Here is a 16503-nt window from a genome sequence, read left to right as displayed (position 1 = left end):
GTACAGGAGGAAGCATGGCCAGGAGAACCGTGGCCGCTGCACTCGCCCTCGTGGCGGGAGCCGCCGCTGTGGCCGTCACGGGAAACGCCCCGGCGCAGGCCGCCCCGCCCGGCGAGAAGGACGTCACCGCGGTGATGTTCGAATGGAACTTCGCCTCGGTCGGCCGTGAGTGCACCGACCGCCTCGGCCCCGCCGGATACGGATACGTCCAGGTCTCCCCGCCCCAGGAACACGTGCAGGGCGGCCAGTGGTGGACCTCGTACCAGCCGGTCAGTTACAAGATCGCCGGACGTCTCGGCGACCGCACCGCCTTCAAGAAGATGATCGACACCTGCCACGCGGCGGGCGTCAAGGTCGTCGCCGACTCCGTCATCAACCACATGGCGAACGGCTCCGGCACGGGAACGGGCGGGACCCCGTTCTCCAAGTACGACTACCCGGGCCTCTACTCCGGCTCCGACATGGACGACTGCCGGTCCACGATCACCAACTACCAGGACCGCGGCAACGTCCAGAACTGCGAACTGGTCCAGCTCCCCGACCTCGACACCGGCGAGGAGTACGTCCGCGGCCGCATAGCCGGCTACCTCAACGACCTCCTGTCCCTCGGCGTCGACGGCTTCCGCATCGACGCCGCCAAGCACATGCCGGCCGCCGACCTCGCGAACATCAAGTCCCGGCTCACCAAGCCCGGCGTGTACTGGAAGCTGGAGGCCATCCACGGCGCCGGCGAGGCCGTCTCCCCGAGCGAGTACCTCGGCAGCGGAGACGTCCAGGAGTTCCGCTACGCCCGCGACCTCAAGCGCGTCCTGCAGAACGAGAAGCTCGCCTATGTGAAGAACTTCGGCGAGGCCTGGGGCCACCTGCCCTCCGGCCAGTCCAACGTCTTCGTGGACAACCACGACACCGAGCGCGGCGGAGACACCCTCTCCTACAAGGACGGCGCGAACTACACCCTCGCCTCCGTCTTCGCGCTCGCCTGGCCCTACGGCTCCCCGGACGTCCACTCCGGCTACGAGTGGACCGACAAGGACGCGGGACCGCCCAACGGCGGCCAGGTCAACGCCTGCTACACCGACGGCTGGAAGTGCCAGCACGCCTGGCGCGAGATCTCCTCCATGGTCGCCTTCCGCAACACCGCGCGCGGCCAGGCCGTCACCCACTGGTGGGACAACGGCAACAACGCCATCGCGTTCGGCCGCGGCTCCAAGGCGTACGTGGCGATCAACCACGAGTCCTGGGCGCTCACCCGCACCTACCAGACCTCGCTGCCCGCCGGCGGCTACTGCGACGTCCAGTCGAACACGCCCGTGACGGTGAACTCGTCCGGCCAGTTCACGGCCACCCTCGGCGCCAACACCGCGCTGGCCCTGCACGTCAACGCCACCGGCTGCGGCGGCACCACCCCGACCGCGCCGCCGACGACGACCCCGCCCGCCACCGCGGGAGCCTCGTTCAATGTCACCGCCACCACCACGGTCGGCCAGAACATCTACGTCACCGGCAACCGCGCCGAACTCGGCAACTGGTCCCCGGCCGCCGCCCTGAAGCTCGACCCGGCCACGTACCCCGTCTGGAAGCTCACCCTCGGCCTCCCCGCCGGAACGGCCTTCGAGTACAAGTACGTCCGCAAGGACGCCGCCGGAAACGTCACCTGGGAGTCCGGCGCCAACCGCACCGCGACCGTCCCCGCCTCCGGCCAGACCGTCCTGAACGACACCTTCCGCAGCTGAGTCCCCTCCCTCCGCAGGGCCGCCCCGTCCGGGGCGGCCCCCTCTTCCCGTCCCTCCAGGGAGCACCCCCGTGACACGCAAGAGAACGGCGGTCGCGCTCGCCGCCGCCCTGTGCGCCGCCCTCGCGCCCGCCGTCCCCGCGGCCGCCGCGCCCCGGCCCCCCGCCCCGCCGTCCGACCGGGCGCTCGCGGCCGAGCCCGCCCGCCAGGACCTCACCCGCGAGCAGTTCTACTTCGTCCTGCCCGACCGCTTCGCCAACGGCGACACCTCCAACGACCGGGGCGGCCTCACCGGCAGCCGTACGCAGACCGGCTTCGACCCCACGGACAAGGGCTTCTACCAGGGCGGCGACCTCAAGGGCCTGACCCAGCGGCTCGACTACATCAAGGGCCTCGGCACCACCGCCATCTGGATGGCGCCGATCTTCAAGAACCGGCCCGTGCAGGGCACCGGCAAGGACGCCTCGGCCGGCTACCACGGCTACTGGATCACCGACTTCACCCAGGTCGACCCGCACTTCGGGACCAACGAGGACCTGGAGAGGCTGATCGCCGCCGCCCACGCCAAGGGCATGAAGGTCTTCTTCGACGTCATCACCAACCACACCGCCGACACCGTCGACTACGCCGAGCAGAAGTACGGCTACCGCCCCAAGGGCTCCCACCCCTACCTCGACGCCTCGGGCCGCCCCTTCGACGACCGGACCAAGATCGGGAAGGTGGACGCGGACTCCTTCCCGTACACCCCCGTCGAGAAGGCGAACACCAAGGTCCCGTCCTGGCTCAACGACCCCACGATGTACCACAACCGGGGCGACTCCACCTGGGCCGGGGAGTCCGCCGAGTACGGCGACTTCGTCGGGCTCGACGACCTGTGGACCGAGCGCCCCGAGGTCGTCGAGGGCATGAAGCGGATCTACGAGAAGTGGGTCCGCGACTTCAAGATCGACGGCTTCCGCATCGACACCGTCAAACACGTCGACCTGGACTTCTGGACCCAGTGGGCCACCGCCCTCGACGCCTACGCCCAGAAGCGGGGCCGCGAGGACTTCTTCATGTTCGGCGAGGTGTACTCCGCCGACCCCACCGTCACCGCCCCCTACGTGACCAGGGGCCGGCTCGACTCCACCCTCGACTTCCCCTTCCAGGACGCGGCCCGGGCCTTCGCCTCCCAGGGCGCCGGAGCCGACCGCCTCGCCAAGGTCTTCGCCGAGGACTACCGCTACACCACCGACAAGGCCAACGCCTACGAGCAGGTCACCTTCCTCGGCAACCACGACATGGGCCGCATCGGCACCTTCCTCAAGCAGGACAACCCGACCGCGTCCGACGCCGAACTCGTCCAGCGGGCCCGCCTCGCCAACGAGCTGATGTTCCTCTCCCGGGGCAACCCGGTGATCTACTCCGGCGACGAGCAGGGCTTCACCGGCGCCGGCGGCGACAAGGACGCCCGCCAGCCCCTCTTCGCCGCCCGGTCCGCCGACTACCTCGACGACGACCAGCTCGGCACCGACCGCACCCACGCCACCGACGCGTACGACACCACGCACCCCGTGTACAGCTCGGTCGCCCAGCTGTCCCGTCTCACGAAGACACACCCGGCCCTCCGCGACGGCGTCCAGCAGGAACGGTACGCCGAGGGCTCCGTCTACGCCTTCTCCCGTACGGACGCGGCCCGGCGGACCGAGTACCTGGTCGCCTCCAACAGCGCCACCACCGCCAGGACCGTCACCGTCCCCGTCGACTCCGCGAACCTCCGCTTCCTGTACGGCGGCCAGGGCGCCGTCGCCGCGAAGGACGGCAAGGTGACCGTCACCGTCCCGGCCCTGTCCTCCCTGGTCCTCAAGGCCGACAAGCCCCTCGCGGACCCGGCCTCGAAGCCCGCCGTGTCCCTGAAGGCCCCCGCCGCCGGAGCCACCGGAACCGTCGAACTCACCGCCGACGTCACCGGCGGCGGCCTCAACCGGGTCGTCTTCGCCGCCCAGACCGGCAACGGCCGCTGGCAGACCCTCGGCACCGCCGACCACGCCCCCTACAAGGTCACCCAGCACGTCACCGCCCCCGCCGGCACCGCCCTGCGCTACAAGGCCGTCGTCGTCGACAGCGCCGGCCGCACCGCGAGCGCCACCGCCGCCAGCAGGGCGGGCCGGGCCCCGGCGCCCGAGAGGCCCGTCGCCGTCGAGCGCACCCACGCGATCGTCCACTACCGGCGCGAGGACGGGAACTACGACGGCTGGACCCTGAAGGCGGCAGGGCAGGAAGCCGCGTTCACCGGCCGCGACGCCCACGGCGCCTTCGCCTGGGTCAAGGTCCCCGAGGGCGCCTCCACCGTCACGTACACCGTCGAGAAGGACGGCACCGCCGACGGCCCCCAGCGCAGCATCACCCTCGGCCGCACCGGCGAGGTCTGGATCACGCAGGGGGCCGAAGACCAGTCCGACACCGACCCGGCCCCCGGACAGCAGGACAAGACCAAGGCCGTCATCCACTACCACCGCCCCGACGGGAACTACGACGGCTGGGGCCTCCACACCTGGACCGGCGCCGCCCAGCCCACCGACTGGTCCAAGCCGCTCATGCCCGTCCGCACCGACGCGTACGGCGCCGTCTACGAGGTGCCGCTCACCGAGGGCGCGACCTCCCTCTCGTACATCCTCCACAAGGGCGACGAGAAGGACCTGCCCACCGACCAGTCCCTCGACCTCGCCACCCACGGCCACGAGATCTGGACGCTCTCCGGACAGCAGAAGTACCTGCTCCCCACCGTCGGCGGCGCCCCGAACCTCGACCTCGGCAAGGCCGAGGCCCAGTGGATCGACCGGAACACCGTCGTCTGGAAGGTCAAGGCCACCGACGCCACCAGCCAACAGCTGGTGTACGCGAAGGACGGCGGGATCACCGTCACCGACGGCGCCCTGGACACCGAGGGCCAGTGGCTCCGGCTCGACCGGACCGCCCTCACCGACGCCCAGAAGACGGCGTTCCCGCACCTCAAGGAGTACCCGGCCTTCGCCGTCGACCCGCGCGACGCCGACCGCGTCCGTGACTCCCTGCGCGGCCAGCTCATCGCCACCCAACGCGCCGCCAACGGCGCCCTGCTCGCCGCCACCGGCGTGCAGACCGCCGGCGTACTCGACGACCTGTACGCCGGGAAGGCGGCCGGCGCCGCCCTCGGACCCGTCTTCCGCGGCGGCCGCCCCACCCTGTCGGTGTGGGCCCCCACCGCCCAGTCCGTCGCCCTCGATCTCGACGGCAAGGCCGTCCCCATGCGGCGCGACGACAGCTCCGGCGTCTGGTCCGTCACCGGCCCGAAGTCCTGGACGGGCAAGCCCTACCGCTACGTCGTGAAGGTCTGGGCGCCCACCGTCCAGCAGGTCGTCACCAACAAGGTCACCGACCCCTACTCCACCGCCCTCACCACCGACTCCGCCCGCAGCCTCGCCGTCGACCTCACCGACACCCGGCTCGCGCCCAAGGGCTGGACGTCACTGAAGAAGCCGGCCCCCGTCCCGCTGCGGGACGCCCAGATCCAGGAGCTGCACGTCCGCGACTTCTCGATCGCGGACCCGACGGCCGAGGCCGCCCACAAGGGCACCTTCCTCGCCTTCACCGACAGGAACAGCCAGGGCTCCAAGCACCTCAAGGCCCTCGCCGACTCCGGTACCTCCTACGTCCACCTCCTCCCGGCCTTCGACATCGGCACCATCCCCGAGAAGAAGTCCGGACAGACCACCCCCGCCTGCGACCTCAAGGTCTACGCCCCCGACTCCGAGGAGCAACAGGCCTGCGTCGCCGCCGCCGCGGCCAGGGACGCCTACAACTGGGGCTACGACCCGCTGCACTACACCGTCCCCGAGGGCTCCTACGCCACCGACCCGAACGGCACCCGCCGCACGGTCGAGTTCCGGCAGATGGTCCAGGCGCTCAACGGACAGGGCCTGCGCACGGTCATGGACGTCGTCTACAACCACACCGTCGCCGCCGGACAGTCCGACAAGTCCGTCCTCGACCGGATCGTGCCCGGCTACTACCAGCGCCTCCAGGCCGACGGCTCCGTCGCCACCTCCACCTGCTGCGCCAACACCGCGCCCGAGAACGCCATGATGGGCAAGCTCGTCGTCGACTCCGTCGTCACCTGGGCGCGCGAGTACAAGGTCGACGGCTTCCGCTTCGACCTCATGGGCCACCACCCGAAGGAGAACATCCTCGCCGTCCGCGCGGCCCTCGACGCCCTGACCGTCGAGAAGGACGGCGTCGACGGCAAGGCGATCGTCCTCTACGGCGAAGGCTGGAACTTCGGCGAGATCGCCGACGACTCCCGCTTCGTCCAGGCCACCCAGAAGAACATGGCCGGCACCGGCGTCGCCACCTTCTCCGACCGGGCCCGCGACGCCGTCCGCGGCGGCGGCCCCTTCGACGAGGACCCCGGCGTCCAGGGCTTCGCCTCCGGCCTCTTCACCGACCCCAACACCTCCACCGCCAACGGCACCCAGGAGCAGCAGAAGGCCCGGCTCCTCCACTACCAGGACCTGATCAAGGTCGGTCTCACCGGCAACCTCGCCGCCTACACCTTCACCGACACCTCCGGCCGTACCGTCAAGGGCTCCGAGGTCGACTACAACGGCGCCCCCGCCGGATACGCCGCCGCCCCCGGCGACGCCCTGGCCTACGCCGACGCCCACGACAACGAGACCCTGTACGACGCGCTCGCCTTCAAGCTCCCGGCGGACACCACCCCCGCCGACCGGGCCCGCATGCAGGTCCTCGCCATGGCCACCGCGACCCTCTCCCAGGGCCCGGCGCTCTCCCAGGCGGGCTCCGACCTGCTGCGCTCCAAGTCCCTGGACCGCAACTCCTACGACAGCGGCGACTGGTTCAACGCCATCCACTGGGACTGCCGAGACGGCAACGGCTTCGGCATCGGCCTCCCGCCGGCCGCCGACAACAAGCCCAAGTGGGGCTACGGCAAGCCGCTGCTCGTCAACCCGGCCCTGACGGTCGGCTGCGCGGAGATCGACGGCACCTCCGCCGCCTACCGCGACCTCCAGAAGATCCGCACTACCGAGCCGGTGTTCTCGCTCGCCACCACCGGGCAGGTGCAGTCCGCGCTGTCCTTCCCGCTCTCCGGCCGCGACGAGACCCCCGGCGTGATCACCATGTGCCTCGGTGACCTGGTCGTCGTCCTCAACGCGATCCCGAACGGCACCTCGCAGAAGATCACCGACCTGGCGGGCAGGGGCTACCGCCTCCACCCGGTCCAGGCCGCCGGCTCCGACACGGTCGTCAAGTCCGCCTCCTACGAGGCAGCTTCGGGCACCTTCACGGTCCCGGCGCGGACGGTGGCGGTGTTCAAGGCCGGGTGATCACGCGCTCCAGCAGCGTGACCCCGTAACGCGTGCCGTCGGCGGCGAGCTTCCCCGCCTCCTCGCCGACGGCACGGTAGCCCGCGGCCTCGTAGTACGTACGGAGCCGCGGGTTGTCCGACAGGCAGTCCAGCCGGGCCACGGCCCGCCCACCGGCCGCGATCCGCCCCTCCGCGTGCGCCAGCAACGCCCGCCCGGTCCCGGCGGGAGCCGCCCCCCGGGCCGTCATCAGACGGTGGACGTAGCCGGCCACCGGCGGCTGCGGGCCCCACGCCTCCTCGTCCTCCCACCACAGCTCGTACGCGCCGACGGCCGGGCCGCCGCCGTCCGTCGCGAGCCACACCTCACCCGCGGCGATCCGCTCCCCGAAGTGCTCCGCGCTCTTCCCGCCGGGCTTCCACTGGTCGATGCCGTTCCGCGCCATCCAGCGCGCCGCCCCGTCGTACATCCCCGCCAGCAGGTCCACATCGCTCGTGTCCGCCTGCCGGAAGGTCACTTGTGCCGTCATACCGATCACCGTAAAGGTGTGCCCAGACAACCGACAGCCGTTTCCCTCTGGCCGGGAGTGACCCTCATGCCTCAGATCACCGTCGACTACTCCGCGCCCCTCGACCGGCGCGGTTTCGCACGCGCCCTGCACCCGTTCGTCGTCAAGACGGTCGACACGACGCTCGACGCCTGCAAGACCCGCTTCCGCGAGATCGAGGAACTCGTCACCGGCGACGGGACGAGCGACGACGTCATCGTGCACGTCGAGATCGCCCTGCTGCCCGGCCGCACCGACGAGCTCAAGGGCCGGCTCTCGGAAGGCGTGCTCGACCTGCTGCCCGCCCACCTCAGGGCGACGGACGGCGTACGCCTCTCCGTCGAGGTCCGCGACCTCGAACCGTCCTACCGCAAGCGCTGATCCGGCACTCGGAGCACGAACGCGGAGAGCCTGGCCACCAGTTCCCCGAACGGGCCGTCCGCCGGCTCGTCCGCCAGGATCCGGACCAGGGTCTCCGCCACCTCCTCGTCGTACGCGGCGCTCACCGCGGCCAGCGCCGCGAAATCGTGCACCAGCTGCAACTCCAGCTCCGCGCGCGGCACCCGGCGCCCGTCCAGCCAGAGCAGCGCCGTCGACTCGGCGAGCGACACCCAGGAACGGACGACCAGTTCGAGCCGGGCCGACGGCCTCTCGACCTCCAGATGGGCCACGATCTGCTCGTACGCGGCCTGCCGCACCTCGTCGATCATCGCGTTCGTCGTGGAGGAACCCACCGCGGGCCCGCCCCGCATCAGCGCCGCGAAACCCGGCCCGTGCTCGTCCACGAAGTCGAAGAACCGGCCCATCACCCGCAGCAGCCGCGCCCCGAGGGGCCCCTGCGGCGGCTCCACGAACCGGGCCGCCAACTCGTCGGCGGCCCGCCGCAGCGCCGCCTCGTAGAGGCTCTGCTTGCCGGGGAAGTAGTGGTAGACCAGCGGCCGCGAGATTCCGGCGGCGGCGGCGATCTCGTCGATGGAGACCTCGTCGGGAGAGCGATGGCTGAAGAGTTCGAGGGCGACCCCGATCAACTGCTGCTTGCGCTCCTCGACGCCCATCCTGCGGCGCACCCCGGTCGTCATACGAACAGCCTAACGGGGTCCGTTACGCTGCTGCTCCATGAGCGCTTCCGACCAGGACACCACGGCCACCGAGGCCCCGGAGGCCCCCGAGGCCGACGCGAGCCGCGAAGAGACTTCCGAGAAGCCCGCGGAGGAGGTCCCCGAGGAGGAGGTCCTTGAGGACGAGGCGCACGAGGACGAGGCGCACGAGGACGCGCCCCCCGCCTCGGGGCTCACCCCCAAGCAGGCGCGACGACTGCGCGTCGCCGTCGCCTCCGTGCTGCTCGTGGCGATGGCCGTGGTGCTCGTCGTCCGCCTCGCGAGCCGGACGTCGGTCCTGGTCGTCGGTGTCTACGGCCTCGCCATGATCCTCTGCGGGATCGTGATCGAGCTGTCCCGCAACGGCCGTACGCGGCTCGCCACCTGGCTCCTGGTCGGAGGCCTCCTCGCCGCGCTGGCCTTCGATTGGCTGATCCTGCCCTGACGTCCGCCCGCCCCCGGCCGGCGCCTAGAGGTCGAGCACGAGCCGCTTCCCCGAGCAGCGCGAGACGCAGATCAGCATCGAGCCGTCCCGCTCGGCGTCGGTGAGCAGCTCGTCCCTGTGGTCGATCTCTCCCTCCAGGACCCGCTGTCGACAGGTCCCGCAGAACCCCTGCCGGCACGAGTACATGACGCCCGGGACCTCCTCGCGCACCACCGCCAGGACGGACTGGTCGGCCGCCACCGCGACCGTACGCCCGGAGCGGCGCAGTTCGAGCTCGAACGCGGTGCCGCCGGCCGTCGCCGCGGCCGAGAAGCGCTCGAGGCGCGGCGCCCGGCCCTCCGGCATCGCCGCCGCCACCGCGTCCATCAGACCGTCGGGTCCGCAGCAGTAGACGAGGGTCTCGGCGGGGGTCTGCGCGAGGAAGCCGAGGTCGGGGTGACCCGACTCGTCCTCGGCGACGACCGTCACCCGCTCGCCGCCGCCCAGCGCCTCGATCTCCGCCAGATACGGCAGGGTGGCCCGGCTCCGTCCGCCGTACACGAGCCGCCAGTCCGCCCCGGCCGCCTCGGCCGCGCGCAGCATCGGCAGGACGGGCGTGATGCCGATGCCACCGGCGACGAAGACGTACGCGGGGGCCTCGACCAGCGGGAAGCGGTTGCGGGGACCCCGGATCTCGATCTCCACGCCCTCGTGCACCTGCTCGTGGACCTCGCGCGAGCCGCCCCGGCCGCCCCGCTCCTCCTCGATGAGCCGGGTGGCCACGGTGTACGAGGTGGGGTCGGCCGGATCGCCGCAGAGCGAGTACTGCCGCACGAGGCCGGAGGGCAGGACGAGGTCGACGTGGGCTCCCGGCTGCCAGGCGGGCAACCCGCTCCCCTCCAGGCGCAGTTCGACGACACCCTCGGCGGGCGTGGCGCGCCGGGTCACCCGGACCCTGCGGGGGACGGTGCTGCCCCGGCCGTATCCGGACACGGGCTCGTCGAGGGCGGGCATCGGCCACAGGGGGGCGGTGGACATGCGGTCGCGGACGGCGCGGCGGGCGAGCAGGGCGGCACCGGCGACGAGGGCGACGGTGGCGAACCGGGGCATCAGCGGCCTCCGCCGGCGCCGGGGGAGGAGGCCAGGTAGGCCAGGGCCTGCGCGGTGTCGCCCTCCTGGGAGGGGTGGTAGGCGCGGCTGAGGTAGCGGGGTATGGAGCGCAGCATGGCGGGGGTGGAGGGCAGCACGCCCTGCCGGCCCCTGCGGACGAACTGTCCGAGGGAGGCCTTGCCGTCGTGGAGGGTCGGGTCGTTCTCCATGAAGAAGCGGACGCCCCGCTGCCAGAGGAAGACGAGGGTGGAGAAGGCGAGCGCCCAGGTGCGGGCGCGGCGCCGGTAGCCGCCGTCGAGGTGCATGAACAGATCGAAGGCGACCGAGCGGTGCTCCACCTCCTCCGCGCCGTGCCAGCGCAGCAGGTCCAGCATCGTGGGGTCGGCGCCGGCCCGGTCGAGCGCGTCGGCGTTGAGGACCCAGTTGCCGAGGAACGCGGTGTAGTGCTCGATGGCGGCGATCATCGCGACCCGCTCCATCAGCCACCAGCGGCGAGGCCGGCCCGGCGGCAGGGTCCGGTCACCGAGGAGCCTCTCGAAGAACCAGTCGACCTGGGCGGTGTAGGGGGTGGGGTCGAGGCCCTGCGCGCGGAGGTGGGGGAGGACGTCGTCGTGGGCCTGGGAGTGGACGGCCTCCTGGCCGATGAAGCCGATGACGTCCGCGCGCAGCCGGTCGTCGGTGATGTGCGGCAGCGCCTGCTTGTAGACGTGCACGAACCAGCGCTCGCCGGCCGGGAGCAGCAGATGCAGCACGTTGATGGTGTGCGTGGTGAAGGGATCACCGGGTACCCAGTGGAGCGGGGTCTCCGCCCAGTCGAAGGAGACCTTGCGGGCTGTGAGCTCGACGTGCTCCGACGCCACCGGTGCGGGCTGCGTATTAGACATGCCGTCAATGTACTGAGGGGTAAACGGCGGGAACAGGGGTGTGCGGGAGCTTTCTGGCGGGGGCGGGTCGGCGCCCGGTGGCCATGCGCGGGTGACGTGTGGAGACGCGCGTGTGGAGACGCGCGTGTAGAGACGCGCGTGTAGAGACGCGCGTGTGGGGACGGGCGTGTGGGGACGGGCGTGGGGCGATACGCGTGGAGTCAACTGTGCTGGACACCTGGGTGGTGGTGCGCGGGGTCACCTCAGGGCGCTCATCCGGGTGCCGTCCCGGAGCGTCCCGTCCAGGTCCGCCCGAGCCCCCGCGGCGGCCTTCACGGCGAGGACCGGGCCGTTCGAGCGGCCCTTCACCCCGCCCGAGGTCTCCAGGGCGGTGAAGTCGGGACTGCCGGCCGCCAGGACGTACCACCCGCCGCTCGGCGCCTTCCACAGCACGCCCGCCAGCACCCGGGGGTCCCGGACCCCGCAGGCCGGTGAACCCTCGGAGCTGGCCGCGAGCGCGGCCGGGACCGTCGGCGACGGGACCAGGAACTGGGCGAGGACCCGGCTGCCGGTGCCCCGCCAGGTCTCCGCGCGGGTGCACAGCCAGGTGCCGCGTCCCGCGCCCTCGGGGAGCGGCTGCGAGGCGAACCGCCAGGCGTTCACCGACCGCACGCCGTGCGCCCGTACCGCCGTCAGCCGGCAGGCCGTCCGGGCCCACGCCTCCCGCGCCGCCGGGCCCGTGGCGTCCACCGGGGCGTCCGGCGGTCCCCACAGGAGCCGGGCGGGGGCCAGCTCGCCCAGGTCGGCGAGGAGCCGCACGCCCGAACCCTCCCGTACCTGCAGGGTGTTCCAGCGGGTGCAGTCCTTCGCCAGGGCGGGACTCGGGACGGGATCGGTCGTCCCGTGCGCGTCCCGCGCCAGCGGCCATGGCTCCTTCGCGGGCACCAGGAGATCCCGTACCGCTGTCTCCGTCACCCAGGGAGCGGTGAGGTAGCGGACGTTGCCGGCCGCGCGGGACAGGACGAGCGCGGCCGAACCGACGGCGTCGGCCCCGTCGGTCCGCGCGAAGTCGAGCGCCGCGCCCGCCGCGCCCCCGACCGGCTCCGCGTACCGCACGGCCCGCAGCCCGTCGTGGAGGAGCACCACCCGGGCTCCGTCCACCACGCCGGCGAACAGCAGCTGCGGGGGCCCCATCGGCGGGCCCACGGGAGTCCCGGGCGTCGCGGAGGACCGCACGGAGGCGCCGGGCCTGGCCCAGACGGCCAGCGCCCGCCGCAGAAGCGCGCTGTCCCCGGTCAGAGCACCGCGCGCGGGCCACACGGAGAAGTCCCGCCGGGTCGAACCGGGCCAGGCCGCCGGGGCGACCCGTTTGAGCGCGCCGGGGTCGAGCGCGGCCTCGGCGGCGGGGCTACGGGCGTACGAGGGCGCCGCCGCGCCGTTCCTGCCCCAGCCGTCCCCGGGCAGCCCGAGCAGCGTCCCGCACACGACGAGCGCGGCGACGGCGACCCCGGCGGCCCGCGCGTGCTGCCGCCGCCGCAGAAGGTCGGTGGGCCGCGCCTGGAGCGCACACGGATCGAACTCGTCGGACTCGAGCAGAGCGACCCCGCCGACCCCCCGGGCCTGAAGGGCCCCGCTGCCCCCGCTCCTGACTGCACGTCCGGCCTCGCCGGCGGCACCGAGGGCGCCGGGGTGCCCGGCTTCGGGACCGGCCCCGGGCCCCGCACCCGTACCGACCCCGCCCCCCGTACCGACGCCCGTACCCGCACCCGTACCGACCCCGCCCCCCGTACCGACGCCCGTACCCGCACCCTTACCGACCCCGGCCCCGGCCTCCGCGTCTGCTCCCGCACCGGCCCCGTGCCCGTGCCCGTGCCCGGCCCCCGCCCCGGACGTCCGCTCGTTCCCCTCGTCCCCCTCCTCCAGGGCGTCCGCCTCCGCCAGTGCCGCCCAGGGGTTCTCGACGCCGGCCGACGCCAGTACCCGCAGCACCTCCGGGTCGCCCTGGCGTTCCAGGCCCCTGAGGACGTAGGCCGCGCGGCCCGGGCCCGAGAGCCGGGACAGCCGCTGGTCCAGGGCGAGTTCGTCGGCGCCGCCCACCCGGGGGAACAACCGCAGCCCCCACACGTGGGGGAGCAGCGGCGGAAACTGCGCCCTGCGCGGCAGCGCGAGGCGCCGCAGCGGCAGCCCGGCGGCGAGCGCCTGCCGCAGCACCTCCCCCCGCACGTACGCGTAACCGGGATCGACCGCGTCCTCCGCGAGCCACTGCTCCGGTACGGTCGGCCCCGGCACCCGCCGGCGCGGCAGCGAACGCTGGACGAGCGCGTGCGCGGTCAGCACCCGCCGGTTCCGGCCGAGCGACGGCGGCAGCACGAGGTACGCGATGCGGACGAGACGCGGATAGCGCTCGACGAGCGCGGCCTCGGCCTGCTCGACGTCGACGGGGCCCACGGGCGAGGGAACGAGATCCTGGGTGCTCACGTTCAGCAGAACGAGCGATTCTTCCGATGGTCACCCCGGCTCCGGGCGCGCCCCAGGGGACACCCCGCCTCGTCGGTCGTCACCCGACCGTCAGCCGCTCCCGGATCACGCCCGTCACCTCGTCCGGAACGCCCAAGCCCTCCCGGACGTACGTCTCCATCGACCCGTGCCGGACCACCACTTCGTCCAGCCCGGCCTCCAGGTACTCCGGCAGGACCCCGATCAGGTCGAGCGCGAGGTCGGGGTCGCCGCCCTGGGCCGTGAAGCCCTCGATCATCGGCGCGAACGCCTGCCGTACCGCCGTGTTGACCGACAGGTACTCGCTCCGCACGGTCTCCTCGTCCGCGCCGAGCAGGGACAGGACGACCGTCGCCGCCCAGCCCGTCCGGTCCTTGCCCGCCGTGCAGTGGAAGAGCAGCGGCCCGGCGCCCGGCGTGCCCAGCTCGGTGAGGAGGGTGCGGTACGAGGCGCGGCCGGAGTCGCCGGCGACGAAGGTCCGGTAGGTCTGGGCGAAGGCCGCCCGGACCTTGCCCCCGCCGAGGTACTCCTCGGCGAGCGCCGGGTCGGTGAGCAGATCCTTGAGCCGGGCCGCGGGCGGCAGCCCGCTGACGGCCAGGTGGTCGGCGAGGACGTCAGCGACGATCCGCCGCGCACCGGCCGGCAGCCGGTCGGGCCGCTCGACGCGCTCGGTCTCCGTACGGAGGTCGACGACCGTACGGATGCCCAGAGCGGCCACGGCCGGTTCGGCCGGGTCGAGCCGGTCGAGCTGCGCGGAACGCAGGACGAGGCCGGGACGGACGGCCCGCCCGCCACCGAGCGGCAGTCCGCCGAGATCACGGAGGTTGGCGACGGAGGCGGCGGGGATGGCGGGCATGCGGCGACTCCTCCGGTTCGTACGCTCCTCGGCGGCGCGCTCGTCTCGACGGTAAGGGATCACCCCGGTTCGGGCAGGTCCGGGCGATTCCTCCCCGCCTAGCCGTCGGCCGCGAGCTTCGCCAGCACCTCCGCCTCCCGCGCGGCGGACAGGCCCACCTCCGGCCGGTCCGGTCGGCGTGGCGCGACCCCGCCGAGCGAGGCGAGCCACGCCCACGTGTCGGCGACCGTCTCCGCCGCGGGCCGGCAGCGCAGACCCGCCGCGAGCGCCCGGGAGACGTCGGCCGTGTGCATCGCGTCGTACATCTCGCCCGGCGGCAGCCACACCGGCAGCTCCGACCACGGCTCCGCCCCGGCCGCGAGCAGTGCCTCGGGAGCGGTCCAGCGGAGCTCGGCGTCCGCGCCCGTGACCCGTACGCAGGCGTCGAGCAGCTCGCCCATGGTCGTGTGCCCGGCCGGCGAGACGAGGTTGTACGGACCGGAGAGCCCCGCGGCCACCGCGTCGAGCGTCCACTCGGCGAGGTCGCGGGCGTCGACGTACTGGATCGGGAGGGTGGCGGGCCCGGGGGCGAGAACCGGTCCGCCACGCGCGATCCGGCCGAGCCACCAGGGGAGCCGGCCCACGTTCTCGTACGGGCCGATGATCAGGCCCGCGCGGACGAGCAGGGTCCGGTCCGCGCCGAAGGCGGCCGTGACGGCGAGCTCACCGCCCCGCTTGGCCTCCGCGTACGGCACGTCCCCGGCGTCCGGCGACCCCTCCACCAGCGGCCCGTCCTCCGCGAGTCCTGCGGCGGACGGCCAGGCGTACACGGAACGGCTCGACACGTACGCGTACCGCCCGGCCCTGCCCGCGAGCAGCCGGGCCGCGTCCCGTACCGCCGAGGGGGCGGCCGACCAGGTGTCGACGACGACGTCCCAGGAACCCTCGGCGAGGGCGGCGAGGCCGTCAGGGCCGGTGGTGCGGTCACCGCGCAGCGACGTGACCCCCTCCGGCGGCGCGTGCCGGCCCCGGTGGAAGACGGTCACCTCCCAGCCCCGTGCGAGCGCCGCGTCGACGATCGCGCGGCCGACGAACTCCGTACCTCCGAGCATCAGTAGCTTCATGATCCGATCCTCTCCGGCGCCACCGGGCGCGGCCAGGACTTTCCGCTCCCGGAGGATTCCGCCGGGGGAGGAACGTCATCGGATGCGGCAGGGCTCGTGAGCCGCACGACGGGGTGACACCATGACGGGTGATGACGGATGCCCGGTCGCCTGTGCGCGCCTTGCGAGCCGCCCTGTTCGCGGTGGTGTGCGTGGCGTTGGCGGCCGTGGGGCATTCGTCCATGTCTGCGCACCGGCTCCCGGCGCTCGCGCTGCTCGGCGCCTTCGTCGTGACGGCGGGGGCCGCCTGGGCCGCGGCGGGTCGCCGCAGGGGGGCGCCGACGATCGCGGGCGCGTTGTTCGCCCTCCAGGGCGGCCTGCACCTGATCTTCTCGGTGGCGGGATCCCACCCCGGTGACGCGGGCCACCGGCCGGGGACGCACGCGCACGACATGACCGGCACGCACGGGTCGCACGGCACGGGCATGTACTCCGCCCCGGGTCCCGGCACCGGTGCGGGCGCCGACACCGGTACCGCCAGCGGTTCCGGCACCGGCATGGGCGCCGACATCGGTGCCGCCGCCGGTTCCGGCGCCGGCATGGGCATCGACATCGGTACCGTCAGCGGTTCCGGCGCCGGCATGCTCGCCGTGCACCTGCTCGCCGCGCTGCTCTGCGGGCTCTGGCTGGCCCGCGGCGAGGCCGCCTTCTTCACGCTGGCCCGAGCCGCCCTCGCGTACGCCTTCACCCCCCTGCGCCTGCTGTCCGCACGCGTCCGCGTCCCCGACGCCCCGCTCCGCCCGGTCCGCGGGACCCGGCGCGCCGCCCACCGGCCGCACACCGTCGTCCTCGCGCACGCCCTGTCCCGGCGCGGCCCGCCCCGGCTGTCCGTACCCCGCGCCACGGCCCTCGGAGCACACGTCTGACCCGGGGGTCTTCCCCCTGTCTGCACCG

At 73.3% G+C, this 16503-nt stretch carries 12 protein-coding genes; 5 read left to right on the top strand and 7 right to left on the bottom strand.

Features of this window, described 5'->3' with window-relative positions:
• The first annotated feature begins 14 nt into the window (after positions 1–14).
• Together ABZ567_RS02055 and pulA are read left to right on the top strand one after the other, a co-directional pair.
• Positions 15–1733 carry a carbohydrate-binding module family 20 domain-containing protein gene (locus tag ABZ567_RS02055; protein WP_360783470.1) on the top strand — a complete coding sequence of 573 codons (1719 nt, stop codon included), beginning with the start codon at positions 15–17 and terminating at the stop codon, positions 1731–1733.
• A gap of 70 nt (positions 1734–1803) precedes the next feature.
• Positions 1804–7095, top strand: a complete 5292-nt coding sequence (gene pulA, locus ABZ567_RS02050; protein WP_360783468.1) for a pullulanase-type alpha-1,6-glucosidase — start codon at positions 1804–1806, stop codon at positions 7093–7095.
• Here the strand turns inward: pulA and ABZ567_RS02045 are convergent.
• Positions 7082–7603 carry an N-acetyltransferase gene (locus ABZ567_RS02045; RefSeq protein WP_360783465.1) on the bottom strand — a complete coding sequence of 174 codons (522 nt, stop codon included), beginning with the start codon at positions 7601–7603 and terminating at the stop codon, positions 7082–7084. The genes pulA and ABZ567_RS02045 overlap by 14 nt on opposite strands.
• Before the next feature lie 66 nt (positions 7604–7669).
• On the opposite strand from ABZ567_RS02045, the gene ABZ567_RS02040 reads away from it, so the two are divergent.
• Positions 7670–8002 (top strand): isomerase, encoded by a 333-nt coding sequence (locus ABZ567_RS02040; protein ID WP_360783463.1) that lies wholly within the window; start codon positions 7670–7672, stop codon positions 8000–8002.
• Here the strand turns inward: ABZ567_RS02040 and ABZ567_RS02035 are convergent.
• Entirely contained in the window at positions 7987–8700 is a 714-nt protein-coding gene (locus tag ABZ567_RS02035) for a TetR/AcrR family transcriptional regulator (RefSeq protein ID WP_360783460.1), read from the bottom strand. The two genes, ABZ567_RS02040 and ABZ567_RS02035, sit on opposite strands and share 16 nt — an antisense overlap.
• 37 nt (positions 8701–8737) lie before the next feature.
• Here ABZ567_RS02035 and ABZ567_RS02030 point away from each other — a divergent pair, with 37 nt between their 5' ends.
• The gene (locus ABZ567_RS02030; RefSeq protein ID WP_360783458.1) at positions 8738–9163 is read left to right on the top strand and encodes a hypothetical protein; all 426 of its coding nucleotides are present in this window, start codon (positions 8738–8740) and stop codon (positions 9161–9163) included.
• A gap of 24 nt (positions 9164–9187) precedes the next feature.
• On the opposite strand, the gene ABZ567_RS02025 is transcribed toward ABZ567_RS02030, so the two are convergent.
• The 5 genes from ABZ567_RS02025 to ABZ567_RS02005 all read right to left on the bottom strand — a co-directional run bounded on the left by ABZ567_RS02025 (position 9188) and on the right by ABZ567_RS02005 (position 15570).
• Entirely contained in the window at positions 9188–10252 is a 1065-nt protein-coding gene (locus ABZ567_RS02025) for a PDR/VanB family oxidoreductase (RefSeq protein WP_360783456.1), read from the bottom strand.
• On the bottom strand, positions 10252–11136 hold the full coding sequence (locus tag ABZ567_RS02020) for a metal-dependent hydrolase (protein ID WP_360783453.1): 885 nt from the start codon (positions 11134–11136) through the stop codon (positions 10252–10254). Before ABZ567_RS02020 ends, ABZ567_RS02025 begins: the two co-directional genes overlap by 1 nt.
• A gap of 237 nt (positions 11137–11373) precedes the next feature.
• Positions 11374–13593 carry a hypothetical protein gene (locus tag ABZ567_RS02015; RefSeq protein ID WP_360783450.1) on the bottom strand — a complete coding sequence of 740 codons (2220 nt, stop codon included), beginning with the start codon at positions 13591–13593 and terminating at the stop codon, positions 11374–11376.
• A gap of 79 nt (positions 13594–13672) precedes the next feature.
• Positions 13673–14467: a tyrosine-protein phosphatase gene (locus ABZ567_RS02010; protein ID WP_360783448.1), complete on the bottom strand. Its 795-nt coding sequence runs from the start codon at positions 14465–14467 to the stop codon at positions 13673–13675.
• A gap of 98 nt (positions 14468–14565) precedes the next feature.
• On the bottom strand, positions 14566–15570 hold the full coding sequence (locus ABZ567_RS02005) for an NAD-dependent epimerase/dehydratase family protein (protein WP_360783445.1): 1005 nt from the start codon (positions 15568–15570) through the stop codon (positions 14566–14568).
• A 221-nt stretch (positions 15571–15791) separates the two neighbouring features.
• Here ABZ567_RS02005 and ABZ567_RS02000 point away from each other — a divergent pair, with 221 nt between their 5' ends.
• Complete coding sequence (locus ABZ567_RS02000; protein WP_360783442.1) at positions 15792–16475, top strand: hypothetical protein; 684 nt, start codon at positions 15792–15794, stop codon at positions 16473–16475.
• Positions 16476–16503 lie beyond the last annotated feature (28 nt).

This window comes from Streptomyces sp. NPDC016459, from assembly GCF_040632845.1.
In the GTDB taxonomy this organism is placed as follows: Bacteria; Actinomycetota; Actinomycetes; order Streptomycetales; family Streptomycetaceae; genus Streptomyces.
This window is presented reverse-complemented; position numbering and strand designations above follow the sequence as displayed.